Source organism: Amycolatopsis sp. NPDC054798 (genome assembly GCF_053611505.1).
In genome coordinates, this window is sequence record NZ_JBSHAM010000044.1 from 36,559 (window position 1) to 57,413 (window position 20,855).

Here is a 20,855-nt window from a genome sequence, read left to right on the forward strand (position 1 = left end):
CCGGGGACAATGAGCGGTGAGCAGCCGCGATGGCAACAGCTGTCGCGGACTGTCAGGGGTGCCGTGTGCCCACTATCCTAACTACCGGCTCCGGGCAGCCTGAAAGAGGGCAGCGCAAAGAAGCAGTCTAGCCCCGATGGCGCGGTCTGTCCAGGGGGCGCTCCCGACGGGGCCCAGCCTGCATCGCGTCACCTTGGGGCAGTGCGTCTCCCTGAGCCTCACTGCGTCCTTCCGGCTCCCGGTTCGCCCGGGTTTTCGCGCCCCTCCCGCAAGGTTCGCGTTCCCCGGCCGTGACCGTTGGCAGTAAGCGTGAACCCACGCGGCTTTGGAGTCAAGATGCCGCGCGGCTCTCCCGCCGGTTGGCGCAGCGTCGAACCCGGACAGCGCAGGGTGACCGTTCCGGCGCGCCTCCTCGTTACCGCCGGGTACCCGTCGGCCGCCGCCCAGGTCGGCCGGGCGGCGGTGCAGGTCGGCGGCCCGCGGGCGGTTCCGGCGGCGGTTTCCGCCCCGGTGCGGCGGGCGCGGGATGGATCACATTCCGCGAGCGGTCGCGCGCCGAGCGTCAGGCCGGAATTAGGGGACCTTCGGGCAGCTCGGACCCCGATTCCGGGCGCGCCGGGGCGGTTTGGCAGCGGCCGGGTCCCGGTGATCAACTGGGCGGGGCCGAACTCCTGGAGGTGCGCGACGATGCCGGAACCCGACGGCTCGCTTCCCGCGCTGATCCTGCGCAGGCTGGCGATCAGCGAGCAGGTCGCCGCCGCGAAATTCGGGGCCGGGCGGCCGGTCGACGACCCCGTCCGCGAGCAGCGGGAGCTCTCCCGGGTCCGAGCGCTGGCCCGCGAGATCGGCCTTGACCCGGATCTCGCCGCCGGGGTGCTTTCCGACCAGATCGCGGCGAGCAAGCAGGTGCAGCACCGGCTCTTCGCGCATTGGGCCGAGCATCCTGAGGACCGGCCCGTCGGCGGGGCGGATCTGTCTGTGTTGCGCGCCGAATTGGACGGTCTCACGGTCGCGCTGCTGGACCGGCTGGCCGCGCCCGGGCCCGAACCCCTGGAGCTGCCGGAGATCGCGGACGAGGAGAAGCAGGAGCCGCTTCGGACGGCCTTCCGGACGCTGGCGCGGCGGCGGGAGCAAGGCTCGTGAGTGTTTATGCCGGTGAGGACGTACCGTGTCCGGCTGCCTACGGGTTCAAGCGCCCCAATGTGGCATTGGGTGCGTCACACGCACCCAATGCCACATTGGGGTGCACTACCGCCTCGCGACGCGTACATGCCGGAGAGGTTCACGCCTCGTGAGTGCCTATGCCGGTTAGAACCGGGACGAACACTCACGACAGCCTTCCGCCCCTGACCCGGCAACGGCCCGCCCCCGGAACTCCCGGGAACGGGCCGTGACGTCCGCTGTGGACAGCGCTTACTTCGACGGCGGGGCCGAAGCGGGCGCAGACGACGCGGGAGCACCAGCGGCCGGAGCGGCGGCCTTGTAGGTGTCCATGTCGGTGATCTTCCAGGTGTTGCCCTGCAGCTGCGCGTCCACGTGCATCTGCGCGGTTCCGGCGGCGGTCTGCTTGGTGTCCGCGCGCGTCGACGTCTGGTCGATGAGCAGCATCACCCGGGCGAGGTCGCCGTTCAGCCGGATCACCGCGCTGCGGGTGACCTTGCAGGTCACGACCACCTTCTGCTCCGGAGCGAGCTTCTTGACCTGGCCCATCAGCGCGTTGTAGCTCGTCTTGACCTGGTCGGTCGCGAGCAGCTGGTTAGCCGCGTCCTCGGTCTTCTTGATGTTGTTGAAGTCGTAGGAGAACAGCGTCTCGATCGCCTTCGAGACCTGGTCCTTGACCTGCGCGGTCTTCGCGACGTCGAGCACCGCGCGGTTGCTCGTCGAATCGGCCGCGTCCGAGCCCTTGACCTGGAAGATGACCGCGGCGGCGACCAGCGCCAGTCCGGCCACCAGCAGCAGCGCGACCCGCACGGTGTTGCGGCTGACCGCCGCCCGCTGGGCCGGGACCGCAGCGACAGCGTCCTCGTCGTCGCGTGCCTTGGTCTCGGCTTCCTCGACGTCCGAGGGCTTCTCCGCGCCGGTGTCCCGCTTCTTCCGCCGCGGGCTCGGCTTGGCCGGTGCCTCCTCGACCGTCTCGCCGGTGAGCGCGTCGACCTCCTCAGCCGGAGCTTCCTTGGCGGGAGCTTCCTCGGCGACCCCGGAAACCTCGGCTTCCGGCTCAGCGGCTTCGACGGCGTCCTCTTCGACCGCGGTCTCCGCGACTTCAGCAGACTCAGTCTCAGGCTCGGTCTCGGCCGGACGCACCAGCCCGCCGCGAGGGATCCGCAGCTCCTGCGTCGCCTCGGCCGGATCCGCGTCGGGAAGCGGCCGCGGCCGGGGGCGCGGTTTGGGCGAGGCCGCCGGCGCCGCCGGGTCCGACGGCTTGCGCAGCCCGGCGACCTTCGGCCGGCGGGCCGGTGGCGTGCTGCTGCGCGGTGGCTGGCGACGGGAGGGGGGCACTGCGGAACTCCGATCTGCGGGTGAAGCTACTGGCCGGCGGCGACGAGCGGCACTTGGTCGATCCCGGACAGCTTCCACGAGCCGTCGACCCGGGTCATCTGGACCTCGAGCCGCAGCGCCTTGGTGGCGTTCTTGCCGCCCGCCGAGGTGTCCGTGCTGATCGCGGCCAGGAAGCTGGCCTTGCCGTCGTGGTCGTTCAGCTCCTCGACCGCGATGTCCTGGATCGTGGTGGTGACCTTGACCTTCTGGTCGGTCAGCGCCTTCGAGTAGTTCGGCTGGGCCTGCGCGATCTGCTTGGCCATGTCGTCGCTGGAGACTTCCTTCTGCTTCTGGAAGTACGCGTCCAGGTTCTGGTAGTCGACCTGGGTGTAGGCCAGCACCGCGGCGGTGCCGTCCTTGAGCACGTCGTCGCGTGCCGAAGCCAGGTCCCGGTCGCCGTCCATCTCCGCGACCAGCCACATGATCCCGAACACGATCGCCACCACCAGCGCGGCGAGAGCGAACGCCCCGGACCCGAACAGCCAGACGCGCGGCGATCCGGGAAGCGTCCACTTTTCCTGCGCCGCCCCGGCCGAAGCCGGTTCGGGCGTATCAGCGGTCACCTCTTCCTCGGCGACCGCGTGCTCGGCACTCATAACACTCCAGAGTAGGTAACAGTCATCAAATCCCGGTCAGCCGAGCCCCAGCAGCGAGCCCATGCTGTTCAGCGACACCCCGGGGCTGCCGACGACGCCCGGCACCTGAGCGTCGCGCTGCTCCTGCAGCTGCTGCGCCGGCCGGTTCTGGTTCGCCGCGATGTCCTGCTGCGACGGCTGCACCGGCACGCCGTTGTACGGCGCGTTCTGGGAACCCCGGACGTTGATCGGGCTGCCCTTCGGCTCGGCGCAGTAGGCCTTGTCGTCCTCCGGTCGCGGCGAGGTGTCCGAACCCGGACGGTACTGGCTGTAGGGCAGATAGCCCTTCGTGCACGACGGCGGGTTGAACAGATTGAGCACCAGGCCGAGGTGCGCGGTCCCGTCGCCGGGGGCCACCGACGGCGCGGCGGCTGCCAGCGCCGGATAGGTCACCAGGCCCTGTTCGAGCCCGTCTAGCCGGGTCACGGTCAGGTTGGCCGTGGTCAGCAGGTTCGCAGTCAGCGCGCCGAGGCCGGGACCGGTCTCCTTGACCACCTGGCTGATCTGGGTCGCCACCTGCGGGGTGACGCCGATCAGCTTGCGCAGGTCGCCGTCGGAGTTCTTGAGCGTCCCGCTGAGCTGGTTGAGGCTCTTGGAGAAGGACGCGAAGTTCGACGCCTCGTCGTTCTGCGTGTCCAGCACCTTGCCGCCGGCCTGCAGCAGCTGCACGGTCTGCGGCAGGTACTGCTGCGCGGTGGTGGTGAAGCTGCGCGCGGTGTCCATCAGCGTCTGCAGGTCGCCGCCGGTGCCGCGGAAGGCGTCGTAGGACTCGTCGACGACCTTGCGCAGCGCGTCGGTGGGCACCGAGGCGGACAGCGAGTCGAGGTCGCCGAGCAGCCGGTCGGTGCTGACCGGGGTGGTCGTGCGCGCGGCCGGGATCACCGAACCGCTCGCCAGGTACGGACCCTGGTCCTTCTTCGGCCGCAGGTCCACGTACTGCTCGCCGACCGCGGACCGGTTGGCGATGACCGCGTCGAGGTCGGACGGCACGCGCGGGGCCGACGGGTCGATGTTCAGGTCGGCTTCGAGCCCGGTCTGGGTCAGCCGCAGCTGCCCGACGCGGCCGACGTTGAAGCCGCGGTAGGTCACCTCGGCGTTGGTGAAGATCCCGCCGGATTCGTTGAGCTGCAGCTTCACCGTGTACCCGCTGCTGCCGAACACCGTGCCGAGGCCGGCGAACCGGATCAGCGCGTACACGATGGCCACGACCGAGATGATCGCGAAGGCCACCAGCTGGATTTTCGTCCTGCGCAGCAACATCAGCCAGCACCTCCGGAAAGCACCCCGAACAGGCCGGACAGCCCGCTCTGCGCCGGCTGCCCGCCACCCTGACCGCCGGTCGAGGACGGAGCCTGCTGCTGCCCCTGCCCCGCGGGCTGGCTGCCCGGGAACGACAGCGGCGGCGGCTGGTTCGCGGGCGTGCCCTCGACGCCGCCGGTCAGCCCGGGTGCCGGGATGAGGCCGTTGAGCCCGTTCTGCCTGCTGCGACCGAGGTTGTCGATGACGTCCTTGAGGTTCAGGTCGACCTTGGCGAACAGGTTGAAGTAGTCGCCCTTGACGTCGTTGTAGGCCTGGTCGGTGAACGGGTAGGTCAGCAGGATCTCCAGCGCCTTCGGCAGGTCGCTGCCCGCCTCGCCGAGCTTCTGCAGCGTCGGCGTGAGCGCCTTGAGGTCGGCCACCAGGTCCGCCTTGCTCTTGTTCACCGTGTCGGTCGCGACGCCGGAGAGGTTGTTGAGCGCGTTCAGCATGGTCACCAGCTGCCCGCGCTGCTGCTCCAGCACGCCGAGCCCGGGCCCGAGGTTGTCGACCGCCCCGACCAGCTTGTCCTTCTGGTCCCGCAGGGTCATGGACAGCCGGTTGAGCCCGTCGAGCGCGCGGGTGATGTTGGCCGACTGGTTGTCGAGGTTGGTGACCAGCTCGTTCGCGTTGGCCAGCAGCGCCTTGATGTCCGGCTCGCGGCCGGCGGTGGCGTTGTTGAGTTCCTTGGTGATCGTGTTGAGCTGCTCCACGCCACCGCCGTTGAGCAGCAGGGACAGCGCGCCGAGCACCTCCTCGACCTGGACGTCGCGGCCGGTGCGCGCGAGCGGGATGGTCGCCCCGTTCGCCAGCTGCCCGGTCGCTTCGGTGCCGCCCGGCGACGCCAGTTCGACGTACTTCTCGCCGAGCAGGCTCGACTGCTTCACGTTGGCCATCGCGTTGGCCGGCAGCTTGACGTCGCCGTTGACCTCGACGGTCACCTCGGCGTGCCAGCCGTCCGGCGTCAGCCCGATCGCTTTGACCTGCCCGACCGGCACCTCGTTGACCTTCACCCCGGACTGCGGGACGAGGTCGAGCACGTCCTTGAACTGGATCTTCAGCGTGTACGGGTGGCTGCCGAGGTCGGCCCCGCCGGGCAGCGGGACGTCGTAGACGCCGTTGAACGCGCAGCCGCTGAGCACGAGCGCGGTCACCGTGGTGAGCGCCCCGCCCGCGGCGAACTTCGTCAGTCGCTTCACGTCAGCTCCCCTGCGTCCCGTAGACCTGGCCCTGCAGCGGGAGCGGCAGCGGCGGCAGCTGGCCGTTCTGCATCGCCTGGAGCACCTGCGCGGTGGACGGCAGCGGAACCACGCCGTCGACCACCTTGGCGATGCCGTCGCAGGCGTTGCCGAGCAGCTGCTTGGTCACCGATGTCTGCTTGAGCAGGCTGCAGACCATCACCAGCGGCGGGGCGGTCAGCTCGTTGAGGTTCGGCCGCGCGTCGAGCGTGCCCGCCGAGCCGTTGTAGACGCCGACGATGTTGGACAGCGCGACCGGCGCGACGTCGAGGATCTCGGCGAGCGAGCTGCGCTGGTCCACCAGCACCTTGGTCACGCTGGCCAGTTTGTCCACATTGGACTTCAACCGGCCGCGGTTGCGTTCGATGAAGCCCTGCACCGACTGCAGCGTGGTGCCGAGCTGCTGCACGGTCTGGGCGAGATTGTCCTTCTCCCCGGCCAGGAATCCGCTCACGTCGGCGAGCTGGCTCTCGAACTGGCGCACCTGGCCGTCGCTGTTGGCGAGCGACTGGGAGAACTTGCCGAGGTTCTGCACCGTCTGGAAGAGGTCGTCCTTGTTGCCCGCCAGCGTGCCCGACGCCTGCCCGAGCTTGGTGATCGTGTCGTGCAGCGCCTTGCCGTTGCCGTCGAGGTTGTTCGCCGCGGTGTTCAGCAGGTCCGACAGCGAGCCGTTCTTGTTGGCCCCGTTCGGTCCCAGCGTCTCGCTGACCTTCGCCAGGCTGGCCGCGAGCTGGTCGACCTCCAGCGGCACCTCGGTGCGGTCGAGGCCGATCGTCGCGCCGTCGGAGATCCGCGGGCCGCCGGTGTAGGCCGGGGCGAGCTGGATGTAGCGGTCGCTGACCAGCGACGGGGCCACGATCAGCGCCTTCGCGTCGGCGGGCACCGCCACCGAACGGTCGTATTCGAGGTCGACCCGGACCTGGTTGCCCATCGGCTGGATCTTGGTCACCGTGCCCATGTCCACGCCGAGCATCCGGACGCTGTTGCCCTCGTAAAGGCCGACGGCGCCGGAGAAGTACGCGGTCAGGTGGTTGCGGCCGGCGTCCTTGAGGGTCCACCAGAGCGCGCCCGCGACCACGAGCGCGAGCACGATCGCGATCGTCATGCCGCGCATGAGCGACTGGCCGAAGCGGGTGTCGGTCATTTGGAGTTGCACCCCTCCGGATTGAGCGGGCCGACCGAAGGAAGCACCAGGCCGCAGATGTAGTTGTCGAACCAGTGCCCGGTGCCGATCGTGTTGTTGAAGACCCGGATGAACGGGGCGAACTTCTGGATCCCCTGCGCCAGCGAGTCCTGGTTGCGCTGCAGCATCGAGGTGAGCTGGTCGAGCTGGGTGAGCACCGGGTTCAGCTGGCCGTCGTTGTCGTCGACGAGGCCCTGCAGCTGCGCCGACAGCTGCTTCGAACCGTCGAGCAGCGTCTTGATCGCCTGCTCGCGTTTGCCGATCTCGTCCAGCAGCTGGTTGCCGTCGGTGATCAGCTTCTGCACCTCGGCGTCGCGGTCGACCAGGGTCTGCGACACCTGGCGGGTGTTGGCCAGCAGGTTCGCCAGCTGCGAATCGCGTTTGGCGATCGTGTCCGACAGCTTCGAAAGCCCGGACAGCGCGCCCTTCACGTCCTGCGGGGTGTTCGAGAACGTCTGGGTTATCGCCTCGAAGCTCTTCGACAGCTGGTTCGTGTCGATCTCGTCGACCGTCTGCGAGAGCCCGCGGAACGCGTCGAGCACGTCGTAGGGCGACATCGTGCGGTCGCGCGGGATCGGCGCGCCGGGGTCGAGGTTGCCGTTGCCCTGCGGGTCGAGCGCGAGGTACTTCTGGCCGAGCAGCGTCTTGATCTTGATCGCCGCCGTGGTCTTGTCACCCATCCAGGCGTCCTTGACCTTGAACGACACCTTGACCGACGCGCCGTCCAGCTTGATGTCGGACACCTTGCCGACCTTCACGCCGGCGATCCGCACGTCGTTGTCCTTCTGCAGCCCGGCCGCTTCGGAGAAGTCCGCGCTGTAGGTCGTGCCGCCGCCGATCACCGGCAGGTCCTCGGAGTTCATCGCGGCGACGAGGCCGAGCGCCATGACCGCGATGCCGACCAGCGCGATCGGGATCGGGTTGCGTTTCTGGAAAGACTTCATCCCTTGCACCTGTCCCGGTTCGTCGGCAAGAGCGTGAAGTTCGTGTTCGGCAGCAGCGGCGGCGCGCCGACCGTCCCCGTCATCTCGCACGCGTAGAAGTTGAACCACGAGCCGTAGTCGGCGGTGCGGGTGAGCGCGCTGACCTTCTTCGGCATGAACTGGATGAAGTGCTCGACGAGCGGTTCGTTCTGGTTCAGGTTCGTGGTGAGCTTGCCGAGAGCGGCGATGTCGTCCTTCAGCGGAGCCCGCGCGTCGGTCAGCAGACCGGCGGTCGTGGTGGCCAGATTGCCCAGCCCCTCGATCGCGTCGCCGATCGGCTTGCGGTCCGCGGCGAGGCCGGAGACCAGCTGCTGCAGCTTCACGATCAGGTCGTTGAGCTGCGGGGTGTGCTGGTTGACCGTGTCGAGAACCGAGTTGAGGTTGTCGATGACCTCGCCGATCACCTGGTCCTTGTTCGCGATCGTGGTGGCCAGCGAGGCGGTGTGCGACAGCAGGCTTTCCACCGTGCCGCCCTCGCCCTGCAGCACCTGGATGACCTCGTACGACAGCTTGTTCACGTCGGCCGGGTTCAGCGCGGTGAACAGCGGTTTGAAGCCGTTGAAGAGCTCGGTCAGGTCCAGCGCGGGCGTGGTGCGCTCGAGCGGGATGGTGCCGCCCGGCTTGAGCGTCGCCCCGCTGGTGTCGTCGCCCTGGCCGAGCGAGAGGTAGCGCTGGCCGACCAGGTTGCGGAACTTGATCTGCGCGGTGACGCCGGCGGGCAGCTTGCGTCCGGCGTCGACCTCGAAGTCCACCTGCGCCTGGCGCTTGTCGACGATCTTCACGTCCTTGACCTGGCCGACGCGGACGCCCGCGATGCGCACGTCGTCGTTCGGCAGCACGAGCGTGGCGTCGGTGAACCGCGCGGAGTAGGCGCTGGTGCTGGTGGTGTTGATGTTCGCGATGCTGATGCCGAGCACCGTGGTGAACAGCACTGTGACCACCACGAAGATCGTGAGCTTGATCAGCGGTGCGGCGAGTCCCCTCACTTGACCGTCACCTCCGTGCCCCGGTAGAGCGGGCCGACGAGCAGCGAACCCCAGCCGGGGAACTGGCCCTGCGAAATCCCCATCTCCGGGCTGACCAGCGCGGCGAGGAAGTTGTTCTCCGCCGCGGTGTTGACCGGGTTGCCGCCCGACGTTCCGCCGCCGTTGATCCCGGCCGCGTCCGCCTTGAAGTTGGCCGGGTTCAGGCCCTCGCCCACGGTCTTGGACCCCGGGCCCTGTTTGGTGCCGTCCTTGAACGGGCCGTCCGGCGGCTGCTGCGGGAACGGGTCCGGTGCGGGGTTGAGGTCGTAACAGCGCGGACCGCGCTTGTCCTCGAACCGCGGTTCCTCGCCCGGCTTGTACGGCCCGCGGTTCACCACGATCTCAATGGTGGCGTTCAGGCCGGGTTTGCCGTTGTACTTGCCCAGCGCCGCGTCCGCGGCCGGGACGACCTTCGCCATCTGCTTCATCACGCACGGGTATTCCGGCGAGTACTTGGCGAGCAGTTCGGCGGTCGGCCGGGCGGTGCGGGCGAGGCTGATGAGGTTCTGCGAGTTCGCTTCCAGGAACGACTGCAGGTCCTGCGACGCCGTGGTGAGGTTGCCGTAGAGGCTCGACAGGTTCGCCTGCTCGGCCACCACGGTGCGCGTGGTCGTGCTCAGGTTGTCCAGGCTCTGCACCAGATCCGGCGTCGCGTTGCTCAGGTGGCCGGAGAACTCCGCGAGCGCCTTGAGGTTGTGCTGCAGCTCCGGCTCGTGCGGGTTCAGGTCGCCGATGTACTGGCCGAGCTGCGAGAGCGTTTCGCCGAGCGGTTTGCCGCGGCCCTGCAGCGCGGTCGAGATCGCGGTGAGCGTGCTGGACAGCTTCTGCGGCTGCACCGCCTGCAGCACCGGCATCAGGTGTTCGAGCGCCTGGTCCAGTTCGACCGCGCCGGAAGTGCGGTCCTGGGTGATCACGTCGCCCTGGGAAAGCGTCCTGCTCGACGGGTCCTGCGGAATCTGCAGCGACACATAGCGTTCGCCGAACAACGTCTTGGGAAGGAATCGCGCGGACACGTTCTCCGGAATCAGCTTCACCGACTCCGGATCCATCGCCAGGGTCAGTTCCGCGCCGTTCTCGGTCGCCTTGATGTCCTGCACCGAACCGACGATCAAACCGCGGACCTTCACGTCCGACTGCTTGAGCAGCTGGTTGCCGATGTGGCCCGCGTCGAGCTTCACGGTGACGAACTTGCTGAACGCCTTGTCGTACATCGCGATGCTGAGCGCGATCCCGCCGACGAGCACCGCCACCAGCAGCAGGCCGAGCAACCTGCGCCGTAGTGTGGTCATCCCGCAATCCTCACCGTGACGTCGGTTCCCCAGATCGCGAAACCGATGAAGAAGTTCACGACCGAAACCGTGACGATGGAAAGCCGCACCGCGCGGCCGACGGCCACGCCCACCCCGGCGGGCCCGCCGCTGGCCCGGTACCCGAAGTAGCAATGCGAAAGAATGATCAAAACGCTGAAGATCAGCACCTTGATGAACGAATAGAGCACGTCTTGCGGTGGTAGGAACAGGTCGAAGTAATGGTCGTAGGTACCCGCTGATTGTCCGTAGATATAGATAACGACCAGCCGCGAGGCGAGGTACGAGCTCAGCAGGCCGATCACGTACAGCGGGATCACCGCCACGAACCCGGCGATGATCCGCGTGGTCACCAGGTACGGAAGGCTCGGCACGCCCATCACCTCGAGCGCGTCGATCTCCTCGGAGATCCGCATCGCGCCGAGCTGCGCGGTGAAACCCGCGCCGACCGTCGCCGACAGCGCGAGCCCGGCCACCAGCGGCGCGATCTCGCGGGTGTTGAAGAACGCGGTGAGGAAGCCGGTGAACGCCGAGGTGCCGATCGAGTTCAGCGCCGAGTAGCCCTGCAGGCCGACGAGGACACCGGTGAACAGCGTCAGGCCGACCATCACGCCGACCGTGCCGCCGATGACCGCGAGCGAGCCGGAACCGAAGCTCACCTCGGCCAGCAGCCGCAGCACTTCCTTGGTGTAGCGGCGCAGCGTGCGCGGCGTCCACAGCAGAGCCCGGCCGTAGAACGACATCTGGTCGCCGAGCGTGTCCAGGGTCTCCAGCGGGCGGTTGGCGATCCGCTTCGCCCCCGAGAGGAACGTCATGGTCAGTCCAGCTTTCCGGGCACGAGCTGCAGGTAGATCAGCGTGATCACGAAGTTCACGACGAAAAGCAGCAGGAACGTGATGACCACCGACTGGTTCACCGCGTCGCCGACGCCCTTCGGGCCGCCGCTCGGGTGCAGGCCGCGATAAGCCGCCACGACCGCGGCGATGAAGCCGAAGATGAGCGCCTTGATCTCGCCGACCCAGAGGTCGGGCAGCTGCGCGAGCGCGGAGAAGCTGGATAGGTACGCACCGGGGGTGCCGCCCTGGAGCACGACGTTGAAGAAGTAGCCGCCGAGCACGCCGATGACGCTGACCATGCCGTTGAGCAGGAGCGCGACGAGCATCATGGCGAGCGTGCGGGGCACGATCAGGCGCTGGACCGCGGAGACGCCGAGCACCTCCATCGCGTCGATCTCCTCGCGGATGGTCCGCGCGCCGATGTCGGCGCAGACCGCGCTGCCGCCCGCGCCGGCCACCAGCAGCGCGGTGACCAGCGGGCTGGCCTGCTGCACGGTCGCCAGCACCGAACCGGCACCGGTGTAGGACTGCGCGCCGAGCTGGCGGGCGAGCGCGCCGAACTGCAGCGAAATGACCGCGCCGAACGGGATCGCGACGAGCGCGGTCGGCAGGATCGTCACGCTCGCGACGAACCAGGCCTGCTGGATGAACTCGCGGAACTGGAACGGGCGCTGGAAGATGCCGCGGATGATGTCGAGGCCGAGTGCGAACAGGTTCCCGGTCTCCCGCAGCATTCCGTAGCCGGGGATCTTGGCCGTGCTGGTGGTCACGCGCCACCCTGCCCGTGCCGGGGCGACCGGCGGTCCGCGCCCGGAATGCGCGCGACCTGGTCGGCGGGAAGCTGCCCCTGGTGCTGGTTGGGCACCGGACCCGGCGCGTTGACCGGCGGCAGCTGCTGGGTGGCCTCGGGGCCCTGCTGCTGGTGATGGTGGAACGCACCGGGGTTGGGCCGCACGTTGTAGTGCCGCTGCTGCTCCGGCGTCAGGGATTCGATGATCCCCTCCTGCGCGCTCGGCGGGAGCGTGTGCAGGATCCGCATGACGCGGTCCATCCGCCGCTTCGCCCCGGCCCGCTCCGGCACGCCCGGGCTGACCTGCATCTGCGGCACGACGCCGCGCACGTCCTCGTTGAGCACGTCGCCGTGGCCCGCCTCGGCCTCGGCCTGCTCGCGGGCCATCTGGGCGCTGTCCTTTTCCTCGGACATGCCGATCGGGCCGAGCTTGCGGCCGTTGAGGAACTGCTCGACCACCGGCTCGTCGCTGGTCAGCAGTACCTCGCGCGGGCCGAACATGACGAGTTCCTTGCGGAACAGCATGCCGAGGTTGTCCGGCACCGTGCGCGCAAGGTTGATGTTGTGCGACACGATCAGGAACGTCGCGTCGATCTGGGCGTTGACGTCGAGGAAGAGCTGCGAGATGTAGGTCGTGCGGACCGGGTCGAGACCGGAGTCCGGCTCGTCGACCAGGATGATCTCCGGGTCCAGCACGAGGGCGCGGGCGAGGCCGGCGCGCTTGCGCATCCCGCCGGAGATCTCGCCGGGGAGCTTCTTGTCCGCACCGGCCAGACCGGTGATCTCGAGCTTCTCGAGCACGATCCGGCGGATCTCGGTCTCGGACTTCTTCGTGTGCTCCCGCAGCGGGAAGGCCACGTTGTCGAAGAGGTTCATCGAGCCGAACAGCGCGCCGTCCTGGAACAGGACGCCGAAGAGCTTCCGGATCTCGTACAGCTTGTGCTCGGAGCAGGTGACGATGTCGACGCCGTTGATGACGCAGCGTCCGCGGTCCGGCTTGAGCAGGCCGATCATCGACTTCAGGAACACGGACTTGCCGGTTCCGGACGGGCCGAGCATCGCCGAGACCTCGCCGGGAGGCAGGGTCAGCGTCACGTCCCGCCAGATGGTCTGCTTTCCGAAGGACTTCGTCAGACCTTCGATGACCACCTCGGCACCCATCGCACCTCCAGGAGCTGTTCCGCGTCGTCGCGCACCGCCGCCCCGTCACCGCTGGCGGCGGCGGAGCTCGCGCGGCGAACTCCGCTTCAACCAGGTGCAACGAGCTGAGCGCGAACAGGTTACTCACCAGTTTTGTTCTCTGGCCAGCCCCCGTGCACACCTCACGCGACGGAGATCCAGTACGGCGACCGCTGGCAGCACGGTAGTGCACGTCACGTTCGGGCGCAGAGCCAGATGGCCGACCGCCGCTCACCCTGACGGGTTAACCGGCGGAAACGCGGCAGACAGGGGGTGACTCGGCACCGGCTTCCGGGCTTCCCGTTCGCCTGAACGAGGGGTGCTCGGCAAGACCCGGCGACTGTGTGTCTTTTTTTGCCGCGGACAGCAAAAGGGGCGGGCACCCGGATCGGATGCCCGCCCCTTTCGAGGTGGTGCTGCAGGCGCTTGCGCGCCCGGGATCACTTGATGGTGATCTTGGCGCCAGCGGCCTCGAGCTTCTCCTTGGCGGCCTCGGCGGCCTCCTTGTCGACCTTCTCCAGGAGCGCCTTCGGAGCGGCCTCGACCAGCTCCTTGGCCTCCTTCAGGCCCAGACCGGAGACGACCTCGCGGACGACCTTGATGACCTGGATCTTCTTGTCGCCGGCCGAGTCGAGGACGACGTCGAACTCGTCCTGCTCAGCAGCGGCCTCGGCGCCACCCGCGGCGGCACCCGGGGCAGCGGCGACGACGGCGGCCGGGGCGGCGGCGGTGACGTCGAAGACCTCTTCGAACTCCTTCACGAAGTCCGACAGCTCGAGGAGGGTCAGCTCCTTGAAGGCGTCGATCAGCTCGGCGGTGCTCAGCTTCGCCATGATGGCTTCCTCTCAGAAAAACGAACTAAAACGTTCGGGGTGGGGTGGTTCAGCTCTCGGCGGGTGCTTCGGCTGCTTCGGTACCGGTGGCGTTGCGCTGCTTCTCCTCCAGCGCGGCAGCCAGGCGGGCAACCTGGGACGCCGGCGCCTGGAACAGCGCGGCGGCCTGGGAAAGCTTCGCCTTGAACGCGCCCGCCGCCTTGGAGAGCAGCACCTCACGGCTGTCGAGATCAGCGATCTTGGAGATCTCGTCCACGGACAGCGCGCGGCCGTCCATGTAGCCGCCCTTGATGACAAGCGCGTTGTTGTCCTTCGCGAAGTCGCGAAGTGCCTTCGCGGCGTCGACTGCCTCGCCCTGCACGAAGGCGATCGCGGTCGGGCCCACGAACAGGTCCTCGACGCCCTCGAGACCGGCGTCCTCAGCGGCACGCTTGACGAGGGTGTTCTTCGCGACCCGGTACTTGGCACTGGTGCCGAGAGCGCGGCGCAGCTGGGACAGCTGAGTCACGGAGAGGCCGGTGTACTCGGTAACGACGGTGGCCGAGCTGCTGCGGAAGCTCTCCGCGATCTCGGCGACGGCCGCCACCTTGTCGGGCTTCGCCATGGTCGCCTCCTCTCTTGGCTAGTGTCACCACTGGCTTCGGCGGAGGCGCCCCCGAACGACAAAAACGCCCACGCGCAGCAGACGCGGGGCGTTGCCCAGCCGTGACGACTGGGGTGAAAGCCTCGTTCCTCCTGCGCAGGCCGTCCGCCGTACTGCGGAACCTTCGCTCCCCGGGAATCCGGAGAGAACCAGCGGTCTTTGGTAGAACCGTCGACCAGCATACGGGAGGGCTGCGCGGCGTTCGCGGGCGCCCCCTTGCTGAGCTGCGAGAACCGGGCCAGTCTCGGGAAATCGCGGCGGAGCGGGCATCATTGGTGACGTGGCGGAACAGCGTGATCACGGAAAGCCGGAAGAAACCCCCTCTCCCGGCCAGGGCGGATCCTCGGCGCAACCGCCCGCACTGCCGCAGCCCGGCGGGGCCGAGGTCGCCCCGCGGCCCCCGGCTCAGCCCGCGGCGAACGAGCCCCCATCAGCGGAGCCTCAGTTCGATCCCGAGCAACTGCGCCAGTTCCAGGAATTCCAGCGGTTCCAGGAGTACCTGCGGTTCACCCAGTCCCAGCAGGGCGCCGAACCGGCTCCGCCGCCCGACGCTGGCCTGGTCCCGGCGGGCAACCGGCAGCCGCAGCCGCTCGCCGGCGGCCAGCCGCCAGCCCCGCCGAACCAGCCGGGTGCGCTGACCGCGTACGAGGAACCGCCGCGCAACCGCCGTCCGGTGCCGCGGTGGGTGAAGCGGCTCGGCGGGAAGATCCTGGGCTGGGTGGTCGCCCTGGTCATCCTCGGCATCCTGATCAACTGGGGGTATCACCAGATTTTTCCCAGTGACGACGGGAAAACGTCCGCGGAGATCGCCGCCGAGGGCGGCGGGACCTACCACACGAACCAGATCCTCACGACGGCCTCGCCGTACGAATCGGTCCGCCGCGTCTACGACGGGATCGCGCAACACGGTGCCGGGCAGAAGAGCATGGTCGACCACGTCTGCGGCCTCTTCGACCAGGCCACCCAGCTGAAGTTCGCGACCGATCTCGGTTTCACCGACTGCGCTCTCGCGGTCCAAGGCCTGCACGACCGGCTCGACCGCGCGCCCGGTTCGGTCGACGCCTACGCCGAGTCGATCTCGAAGCGTTCCGGATGGCCGCCGGGCGAGGACGTGGTGATCAAGTCGTGCGACTTCGCCATCACCGGCGGTCCCGCGCTCGGGGACTTCACCGTCAAGCAGGTCGAAAAAGGACAGTGGCTGATCGTCGGCCACCAACGCGGCCCGGAGAAGTGCACTCCGCCGACGGCGACTTCTACCCCAGGCTGACCGTCGTCACGCAGGCGAACTGATCGGCATCCGGGTCTCCCCCGTGTCCGAGTACGCGAAGAAGTCCACCAACGCCGCCGCGAAAGCCGGGTGTGCCACCGCTTCCATGTGGTTCCCCGGCACCCGCACCAGCCGCGCACCAGCGATCCCCGCGGCGAGGCGTTCCGGCTGCGTCGCCAGTTCGTCCGACTCCCCGGCCAGGATCAGCGTCGCCGCCGACAGGTTCGTCAGCCGCATCGGTCCGTGCGGGGTCGCGTGCATGACCGCGGCCAGCGCTTCGACGTCCGCTCCCGCGCGGCGGGCCAGCCGGCGGAACGGGCGCGCCGCCGGGGGCACCTCCGACCGGTCTTCAGCCAGCAGCCCGGCCGCGATCTGGCTCCGGTTGATCACCCGGGCGTCCACCCCGCCGAAGTCCACGATCCCCGCGCCGACCCCGCCGACCGCGAGGCAGCGGACCCGCCGGTCACGGGTAGCCACCAGCAGCGAGACGATCGCGCCCATCGAATAGCCCGCCAGGCACACCTCGTCCAGGCCGAGTTCGTCGAACAGCGCGGTCAGGTCCGCGGCCATGATGTCCTCGCCGTAGGCCGCCGGATCGTGCGGCTTCTCCGATTCGCCGTGCCCGCGCGCGTCCAGCGCGATCACCGTGAAGCCCGCCTTGACCAGCGCGTCCACCACTCCGGGATTGACCCAGTTCACCTGGGAATCGGCGGCGAAACCGTGGTGCAGCACGACGGGCCGCCGGTGCCGTCCGTCGCCCTCCCAGACCGTGTAGCTCAGCTGGAGCCCGTCGGGGGCGCGGAACGTCGTTGGCATATGTCCATGAGACACGAAAAAAGGGTGGTCACGCACGAAGCGTGACCACCCTTTCGCGTGATGTGCGACTCAGACCGCCGCTTCCTCGGAAAGGAGGTTGCGGGTCCGCGCCGGGTCGACCGGGATGCCCGGGCCCATCGTGGTGGTGAAGGTGATCTTCTTGACGTAGCGGCCCTTCGCCGACGACGGCTTGGCGCGCAGGATCTCGTCCAGCGCGGCCGCGTAGTTCTCCACCAGCTTCTCGGTGTCGAACGACGCCTTGCCGATCACCAGGTGCAGGTTCGCCTGCTTGTCGACGCGGAAGTTGATCTTGCCGCCCTTGATGTCCTTCACGGCCTTCTCGACCGCGGGGGTCACCGTGCCGGTCTTCGGGTTCGGCATGAGGCCGCGCGGGCCGAGGATGCGGGCGATGCGGCCCACCTTGGCCATCTGGTCCGGCGTCGCGATCGCGGCGTCGAAGTCGAGCCAGCCACCCTGGATGCGCTCGATCAGTTCGTCGGTGCCGACCGCGTCCGCGCCGGCGGCTTCGGCCTCAGCGGCCTTGTCGCCGACGGCGAAAACGATGACGCGGGCGGTCTTACCGGTGCCGTGCGGCAGGTTCACGGTGCCGCGGACCATCTGGTCGGCCTTGCGCGGGTCGACCCCGAGACGCATCGCGACCTCGACGGTCGCGTCCATCTTCGTCTTGGAGGTCTCCTTCGCCAGCTTCACGGCCTCGAGCGGCGCGTACAGCCGCGCCTTGTCGATCAGCTCCGCGGCCTGGCGGTAGGCCTTGCTGTGCTTGGTCATGCTTCTGTCCTTAGGTAAGTCAGTGGATCAGTGTGGTTTTGCAGAGCCAGCACATGGCTCTCCCACTGTGTTTGATTGCCGCGACTTCGTCGCGGCGGAGAAATCGCCTTCATCCGGTTTCTTCCCTCCCGATGCGCTCGGCCCGGGGGCCGATCGCATCGCTCAGTCCAGAAACCGGAGCGATTTCTCGGGCGAGTCACTCGACGGTGATGCCCATGGAGCGAGCAGTGCCGGCGATGATCTTCGCGGCCTGGTCGATGTCGTGCGCGTTGAGGTCGGTCTCCTTGGTCTTCGCGATCTCGCGGACCTGGTCCCAGGTGACCTTGGCGACCTTGGTCTTGTGCGGCTCGCCGGAGCCCTTCTCCACGCCCGCGGCCTTGAGCAGCAGCTTGGCGGCCGGCGGCGTCTTCAGCTTGAAGTCGAACGACCGGTCTTCGTACACGGAGATCTCGACCGGGACGACGTCCCCGCGCTGCGACTCGGTCGCGGCGTTGTAGGCCTTGCAGAACTCCATGATGTTGACGCCGTGCTGACCCAGCGCCGGGCCGACCGGCGGCGCGGGGTTGGCCGCACCCGCCTTGATCTGCAGCTTGATGATCGCCGCAAGCTTCTTCTTCTTGGGTGGCATTACCTTGTGTCCTTCTTAACTGACGTGAGTCCCCCGCACACCTGCCAGTACGCGGGGACTGCCGACCGGGATGGCCCGGCCGTCAGATCTTGGAGACCTGGCTGAACGAGAGCTCGACCGGGGTCTCCCGGCCGAAGATCGACACCAGGACCTTCAGCTTCTGCCCGTCGACGTTGACCTCGGAGATCGTGGCGGGCAGCGTGGCGAACGGGCCGTCCATGACGGTGACCGACTCGCCGACCTCGAAGTCGACCTCGACGGTGGACGTACCGGACGGCGCGGAGGCGGCGGATTCGCCACCCTTGGCGGCCTTGGCCGGGGCTTCCTTCTCGACCTGCGGCGCGAGGAACTTCAGCACCTCGTCCACGGTCAGCGGCGACGGCCGCGAGGTGGCTCCGACGAATCCGGTGACGCCAGGGGTGTTGCGCACCGCGCTCCACGACTGGTCGTTGAGGTCCATCCGGACCAGGATGTAGCCGGGCAGCACCTTGCGCTGCACCTGCTTGCGCTGGCCGTTCTTGATCTCGGTGACCTCTTCGGTCGGGACCTCGATCTGGAAGATGTAGTCCTCGACGTCCAGGGTCTGGGTACGCGTCTCGAGGTTGGTCTTGACCTTGTTCTCGTAACCGGCGTACGAGTGCACGACGTACCACTCGCCCGGCGCGGCCTTGAGCTCGGCGCGCAGCGCGGCGACCGGGTCGTCCGCCTCGGGGGCGGGCTCGGTCACGTCGGCTTCGGCGTCGTCCGATTCCTCGGCGGCGCTGTCGTCGGCGGAGGCTTCTTCGGCGGCGACCTCGTCCTCGGCGACGGGCACCTCGACGGACTCGGCGGACTCCTCGTCGCCGGGTGCCGTCTGCACCTGCTCGTCGGAAAGCTCGGTCAGGTCGCGACCGGCTTCGGTGCCGTTGTCGGAGGTCACGTTCCGTCCTCTCAGTTGATCGCTTGCCGGGCCGGACCGGGGCCCGGCCAGCGCGGTGGCGCGCCCTTCGGGCGTCAGCCGAAGACCAGCCCGACCAGCTCCTTGAAGCCGAGATCGAGGCCGCTCACGAGGGCCACCATGAACACCACGAACACCAGCACGACCGCGGTGTAGGTGACCATCTGCTTGCGGTTGGGCCAGATGACCTTGCGCAGTTCGGCCCAGACCTCGCGGATGAACCGCGTGAACCGGGCGAACACCGAGGCCTTCTTCGCCTTCCGGTCCCGTTTGGGGGTCGGCGCGCCCTTGGCGTCGGCGGGCTTCGCGACCTTGTCGCCCGCCTTGCCGGACGGACGGGTCGAGCCCGGCCGTGCCTCGGACTTGCCTGCCGGCCGAGCGGAAGCGCGGCGTTCGCGCCGAGCGGCGGCGGACACCGGGCGGGACTCGGCTCCGGGCTGCTTGCCCGAATCGTCCTGCTCGTGCTCGCCGCTGGCGTCGCTGTCGCTCACGACCACTCCTCCGCTCCACCAGTTCCCGTACGCAGGGGTGACAGGACTTGAACCTGCAACCTGCGGTTTTGGAGACCGCTGCTCTGCCAATTGAGCTACACCCCTGTGGAGCCGGGTCACCCTGGCTCCGGAGGACGCATTCCATCATCCCCACCATCCGGCGGGGATGACCGTAGTGCGTTCCGAGTTCCGAAGTCTACGGCAAGCCGGATGTTGCCTTGCAACCCAGCCCCCTCGACGGTCTCGGGACCGCCGGGGACGGCCGCGCCGGGTCCGCCGGACAGCATCCGGGAACGCGCGGCGAAGATCACCCGATCGTGCCAATATAAGCCCGTGCCCGGTAATCCGATTAATCGCAAAGCCGTGGGCGGCCCGCGCCTCGCCCGGCTTCCCGGCTGCCCCGGATTCCCGGCACAGCAAGCGAAATCGCTTTCGCGCCCGCGATTTTCCCCGCCAGGAAGCCAAGATCGACCCGGTGGAAGATGATCTTCGTTGACCCGCAAGCGAACTCATGATCAAGGAGACTCGGTGACTGCTTTACGACTTGGGCTCGCTTTGCCGCAGTACGGCAAGCTCGCCGACCCCTCCGCCATCGCCGGCTTCGCCACCGAAGCGGAGAGCCTCGGCTTCGCCTCGCTGTGGGTCGGCGACCGTGTACTGACCCCGGTCGCCCCGAAGACCTATTACCCGACCGGTACACCCGAACAGCCGTATCCGCCGGAGTTCGTCCGCTTCGTCGATCCGCTGCTGGCGCTCACCATCGCCGCGAACTCGACGGAGACGGCGCGGCTCGGGTCGAGCACCCTCAACGGCCCGCTCTACTCCCCCGTCCTGCTGGCGCGCTCCCTGACGTCGCTGGACCTGCTGTCCGGCGGGCGGCTCGACGTCGGCCTCGGACTCAGCTGGCTCCGTGACGAGTACACCGCCGCCGGGGTGCCGTGGGAGCACCGCGGCGCGCGGCTGGCCGAACTGGTCAAGGTGCTGCGGACGCTGTGGACCGCGGACCCGGCCGGGCACCACAGCGAACGCTGGGACATCCCGGACTCCCTGATCGGCCTGCGTCCCCTGCAGCAGCCCGGTCCGCCGGTGCTGCTGGGCGGCGCGTCGGACGCGGCGCTGCGGCGCGTCGGCCGGATCGCCGACGGCTGGCTGCCCGCCGGGCTCCCGATCCCGATCCTGCGGCAGAAGTGGGCGGTGGTCGTCGAATCCGCGGAGAAGGCCGGACGGGATCCGGAGTCGCTGCGCCGGGTGCTGCGGATCAATCCGACGCCGGGTTCGGCCGTCGCGACCGTCGAGGACGTCGCGGCTCAGCTGAAGGCCGCCGAAGCCGACGGCATCACCGAAGCGCTGGTCGATTTGCACTATGTGGCCGAAACCGTGCCGCACGCGCTGGAACTGGCTGGTGAACTGCACACTGCTGTCTTTGCGTGATCACCCGTAA

General features: G+C 68.5%; 21 protein-coding genes and 1 tRNA gene. 3 read left to right on the plus strand and 19 right to left on the minus strand.

Going from position 1 to position 20,855, the window contains the following annotated elements; translation table 11 throughout:
- Positions 1-687 precede the first annotated feature (687 nt).
- On the plus strand, positions 688-1,143 hold the full coding sequence (aroQ, locus tag ACWGIC_RS25490; RefSeq protein WP_452078451.1) for a gamma subclass chorismate mutase AroQ: 456 nt from the start codon (positions 688-690) through the stop codon (positions 1,141-1,143).
- A 270-nt stretch (positions 1,144-1,413) separates the two neighbouring features.
- Here the strand turns inward: aroQ and ACWGIC_RS25495 are convergent, their stop codons facing one another.
- From ACWGIC_RS25495 to rplJ, 13 genes are all read right to left on the minus strand, one after another.
- Positions 1,414-2,499: a hypothetical protein gene (locus ACWGIC_RS25495; RefSeq protein WP_452078452.1), complete on the minus strand. Its 1,086-nt coding sequence runs from the start codon at positions 2,497-2,499 to the stop codon at positions 1,414-1,416.
- A gap of 26 nt (positions 2,500-2,525) precedes the next feature.
- Complete coding sequence (locus ACWGIC_RS25500) at positions 2,526-3,134, minus strand: hypothetical protein (RefSeq protein WP_452078453.1); 609 nt, start codon at positions 3,132-3,134, stop codon at positions 2,526-2,528.
- Positions 3,135-3,170: 36 nt separating this feature from the next.
- On the minus strand, positions 3,171-4,433 hold the full coding sequence (locus tag ACWGIC_RS25505) for an MCE family protein (RefSeq protein ID WP_452078454.1): 1,263 nt from the start codon (positions 4,431-4,433) through the stop codon (positions 3,171-3,173).
- Positions 4,433-5,668, minus strand: a complete 1,236-nt coding sequence (locus tag ACWGIC_RS25510; protein WP_452078455.1) for an MCE family protein — start codon at positions 5,666-5,668, stop codon at positions 4,433-4,435. The genes ACWGIC_RS25505 and ACWGIC_RS25510 overlap by 1 nt, the downstream gene beginning before the upstream one ends.
- 1 nt (position 5,669) lies before the next feature.
- Positions 5,670-6,851 (minus strand): MCE family protein, encoded by a 1,182-nt coding sequence (locus tag ACWGIC_RS25515; RefSeq protein WP_452078456.1) that lies wholly within the window; start codon positions 6,849-6,851, stop codon positions 5,670-5,672.
- The gene (locus tag ACWGIC_RS25520; RefSeq protein WP_452078457.1) at positions 6,848-7,834 is read right to left on the minus strand and encodes an MCE family protein; all 987 of its coding nucleotides are present in this window, start codon (positions 7,832-7,834) and stop codon (positions 6,848-6,850) included. Before ACWGIC_RS25520 ends, ACWGIC_RS25515 begins: the two co-directional genes overlap by 4 nt.
- Positions 7,831-8,859, minus strand: a complete 1,029-nt coding sequence (locus tag ACWGIC_RS25525) for an MCE family protein (protein ID WP_452078458.1) — start codon at positions 8,857-8,859, stop codon at positions 7,831-7,833. Before ACWGIC_RS25525 ends, ACWGIC_RS25520 begins: the two co-directional genes overlap by 4 nt.
- The gene (locus ACWGIC_RS25530; RefSeq protein ID WP_452078459.1) at positions 8,856-10,187 is read right to left on the minus strand and encodes an MCE family protein; all 1,332 of its coding nucleotides are present in this window, start codon (positions 10,185-10,187) and stop codon (positions 8,856-8,858) included. Before ACWGIC_RS25530 ends, ACWGIC_RS25525 begins: the two co-directional genes overlap by 4 nt.
- On the minus strand, positions 10,184-11,020 hold the full coding sequence (locus tag ACWGIC_RS25535) for an MlaE family ABC transporter permease (RefSeq protein WP_037360186.1): 837 nt from the start codon (positions 11,018-11,020) through the stop codon (positions 10,184-10,186). Before ACWGIC_RS25535 ends, ACWGIC_RS25530 begins: the two co-directional genes overlap by 4 nt.
- 2 nt (positions 11,021-11,022) lie before the next feature.
- Positions 11,023-11,775, minus strand: a complete 753-nt coding sequence (locus ACWGIC_RS25540; protein WP_051165981.1) for an MlaE family ABC transporter permease — start codon at positions 11,773-11,775, stop codon at positions 11,023-11,025.
- A 32-nt stretch (positions 11,776-11,807) separates the two neighbouring features.
- On the minus strand, positions 11,808-12,992 hold the full coding sequence (locus tag ACWGIC_RS25545; protein WP_452078460.1) for an ABC transporter ATP-binding protein: 1,185 nt from the start codon (positions 12,990-12,992) through the stop codon (positions 11,808-11,810).
- Positions 12,993-13,450: 458 nt separating this feature from the next.
- Positions 13,451-13,843: a 50S ribosomal protein L7/L12 gene (rplL, locus tag ACWGIC_RS25550; protein WP_452078461.1), complete on the minus strand. Its 393-nt coding sequence runs from the start codon at positions 13,841-13,843 to the stop codon at positions 13,451-13,453.
- 49 nt (positions 13,844-13,892) lie between these two features.
- The gene (gene rplJ / locus ACWGIC_RS25555) at positions 13,893-14,447 is read right to left on the minus strand and encodes a 50S ribosomal protein L10 (RefSeq protein WP_452078462.1); all 555 of its coding nucleotides are present in this window, start codon (positions 14,445-14,447) and stop codon (positions 13,893-13,895) included.
- A 319-nt stretch (positions 14,448-14,766) separates the two neighbouring features.
- On the opposite strand from rplJ, the gene ACWGIC_RS25560 reads away from it, so the two are divergent.
- Positions 14,767-15,753, plus strand: a complete 987-nt coding sequence (locus tag ACWGIC_RS25560) for a hypothetical protein (RefSeq protein WP_452078463.1) — start codon at positions 14,767-14,769, stop codon at positions 15,751-15,753.
- A gap of 6 nt (positions 15,754-15,759) precedes the next feature.
- On the opposite strand, the gene ACWGIC_RS25565 is transcribed toward ACWGIC_RS25560, so the two are convergent.
- The 6 genes from ACWGIC_RS25565 to ACWGIC_RS25590 form a co-directional block, all read right to left on the minus strand.
- The gene (locus tag ACWGIC_RS25565) at positions 15,760-16,569 is read right to left on the minus strand and encodes an alpha/beta fold hydrolase (protein WP_452078464.1); all 810 of its coding nucleotides are present in this window, start codon (positions 16,567-16,569) and stop codon (positions 15,760-15,762) included.
- A gap of 69 nt (positions 16,570-16,638) precedes the next feature.
- Complete coding sequence (gene rplA, locus ACWGIC_RS25570; RefSeq protein WP_037816302.1) at positions 16,639-17,358, minus strand: 50S ribosomal protein L1; 720 nt, start codon at positions 17,356-17,358, stop codon at positions 16,639-16,641.
- Between the two features lie 196 nt (positions 17,359-17,554).
- Positions 17,555-17,986 carry a 50S ribosomal protein L11 gene (gene rplK, locus ACWGIC_RS25575; protein ID WP_037360170.1) on the minus strand — a complete coding sequence of 144 codons (432 nt, stop codon included), beginning with the start codon at positions 17,984-17,986 and terminating at the stop codon, positions 17,555-17,557.
- Between the two features lie 82 nt (positions 17,987-18,068).
- A complete protein-coding gene (gene nusG / locus ACWGIC_RS25580) occupies positions 18,069-18,905 on the minus strand; it encodes a transcription termination/antitermination protein NusG (RefSeq protein WP_452078465.1) in 837 nt (278 codons plus the stop codon).
- Positions 18,906-18,979: 74 nt separating this feature from the next.
- On the minus strand, positions 18,980-19,414 hold the full coding sequence (secE, locus tag ACWGIC_RS25585; RefSeq protein WP_452078466.1) for a preprotein translocase subunit SecE: 435 nt from the start codon (positions 19,412-19,414) through the stop codon (positions 18,980-18,982).
- Positions 19,415-19,446: 32 nt separating this feature from the next.
- A tRNA-Trp gene (locus ACWGIC_RS25590) sits at positions 19,447-19,519 on the minus strand.
- A gap of 423 nt (positions 19,520-19,942) precedes the next feature.
- Between ACWGIC_RS25590 and ACWGIC_RS25595 the strand changes: the two genes are divergently transcribed.
- The gene (locus tag ACWGIC_RS25595) at positions 19,943-20,845 is read left to right on the plus strand and encodes a TIGR03619 family F420-dependent LLM class oxidoreductase (protein ID WP_452078467.1); all 903 of its coding nucleotides are present in this window, start codon (positions 19,943-19,945) and stop codon (positions 20,843-20,845) included.
- Positions 20,846-20,855 lie beyond the last annotated feature (10 nt).

What these genes read in the sequence shown, in the direction of transcription:
- ACWGIC_RS25515 (WP_452078456.1), bottom strand. Translation starts at nt 6,851, where the DNA reads ATGACCGACACCCGCTTCGGCCAGTCGCTCATGCGCGGCATGACGATC.
- ACWGIC_RS25535 (WP_037360186.1), bottom strand. Translation starts at nt 11,020, where the DNA reads ATGACGTTCCTCTCGGGGGCGAAGCGGATCGCCAACCGCCCGCTGGAG.
- ACWGIC_RS25520 (WP_452078457.1), bottom strand. Translation starts at nt 7,834, where the DNA reads ATGAAGTCTTTCCAGAAACGCAACCCGATCCCGATCGCGCTGGTCGGC.
- ACWGIC_RS25545 (WP_452078460.1), bottom strand. Translation starts at nt 12,992, where the DNA reads ATGGGTGCCGAGGTGGTCATCGAAGGTCTGACGAAGTCCTTCGGAAAG.
- aroQ (WP_452078451.1), top strand. Translation starts at nt 688, where the DNA reads ATGCCGGAACCCGACGGCTCGCTTCCCGCGCTGATCCTGCGCAGGCTG.
- ACWGIC_RS25505 (WP_452078454.1), bottom strand. Translation starts at nt 4,433, where the DNA reads ATGTTGCTGCGCAGGACGAAAATCCAGCTGGTGGCCTTCGCGATCATC.
- rplJ (WP_452078462.1), bottom strand. Translation starts at nt 14,447, where the DNA reads ATGGCGAAGCCCGACAAGGTGGCGGCCGTCGCCGAGATCGCGGAGAGC.
- rplL (WP_452078461.1), bottom strand. Translation starts at nt 13,843, where the DNA reads ATGGCGAAGCTGAGCACCGCCGAGCTGATCGACGCCTTCAAGGAGCTG.
- ACWGIC_RS25565 (WP_452078464.1), bottom strand. Translation starts at nt 16,569, where the DNA reads ATGCCAACGACGTTCCGCGCCCCCGACGGGCTCCAGCTGAGCTACACG.
- ACWGIC_RS25530 (WP_452078459.1), bottom strand. Translation starts at nt 10,187, where the DNA reads ATGACCACACTACGGCGCAGGTTGCTCGGCCTGCTGCTGGTGGCGGTG.
- ACWGIC_RS25500 (WP_452078453.1), bottom strand. Translation starts at nt 3,134, where the DNA reads ATGAGTGCCGAGCACGCGGTCGCCGAGGAAGAGGTGACCGCTGATACG.
- rplK (WP_037360170.1), bottom strand. Translation starts at nt 17,986, where the DNA reads ATGCCACCCAAGAAGAAGAAGCTTGCGGCGATCATCAAGCTGCAGATC.
- rplA (WP_037816302.1), bottom strand. Translation starts at nt 17,358, where the DNA reads ATGACCAAGCACAGCAAGGCCTACCGCCAGGCCGCGGAGCTGATCGAC.
- ACWGIC_RS25540 (WP_051165981.1), bottom strand. Translation starts at nt 11,775, where the DNA reads ATGCTGCGGGAGACCGGGAACCTGTTCGCACTCGGCCTCGACATCATC.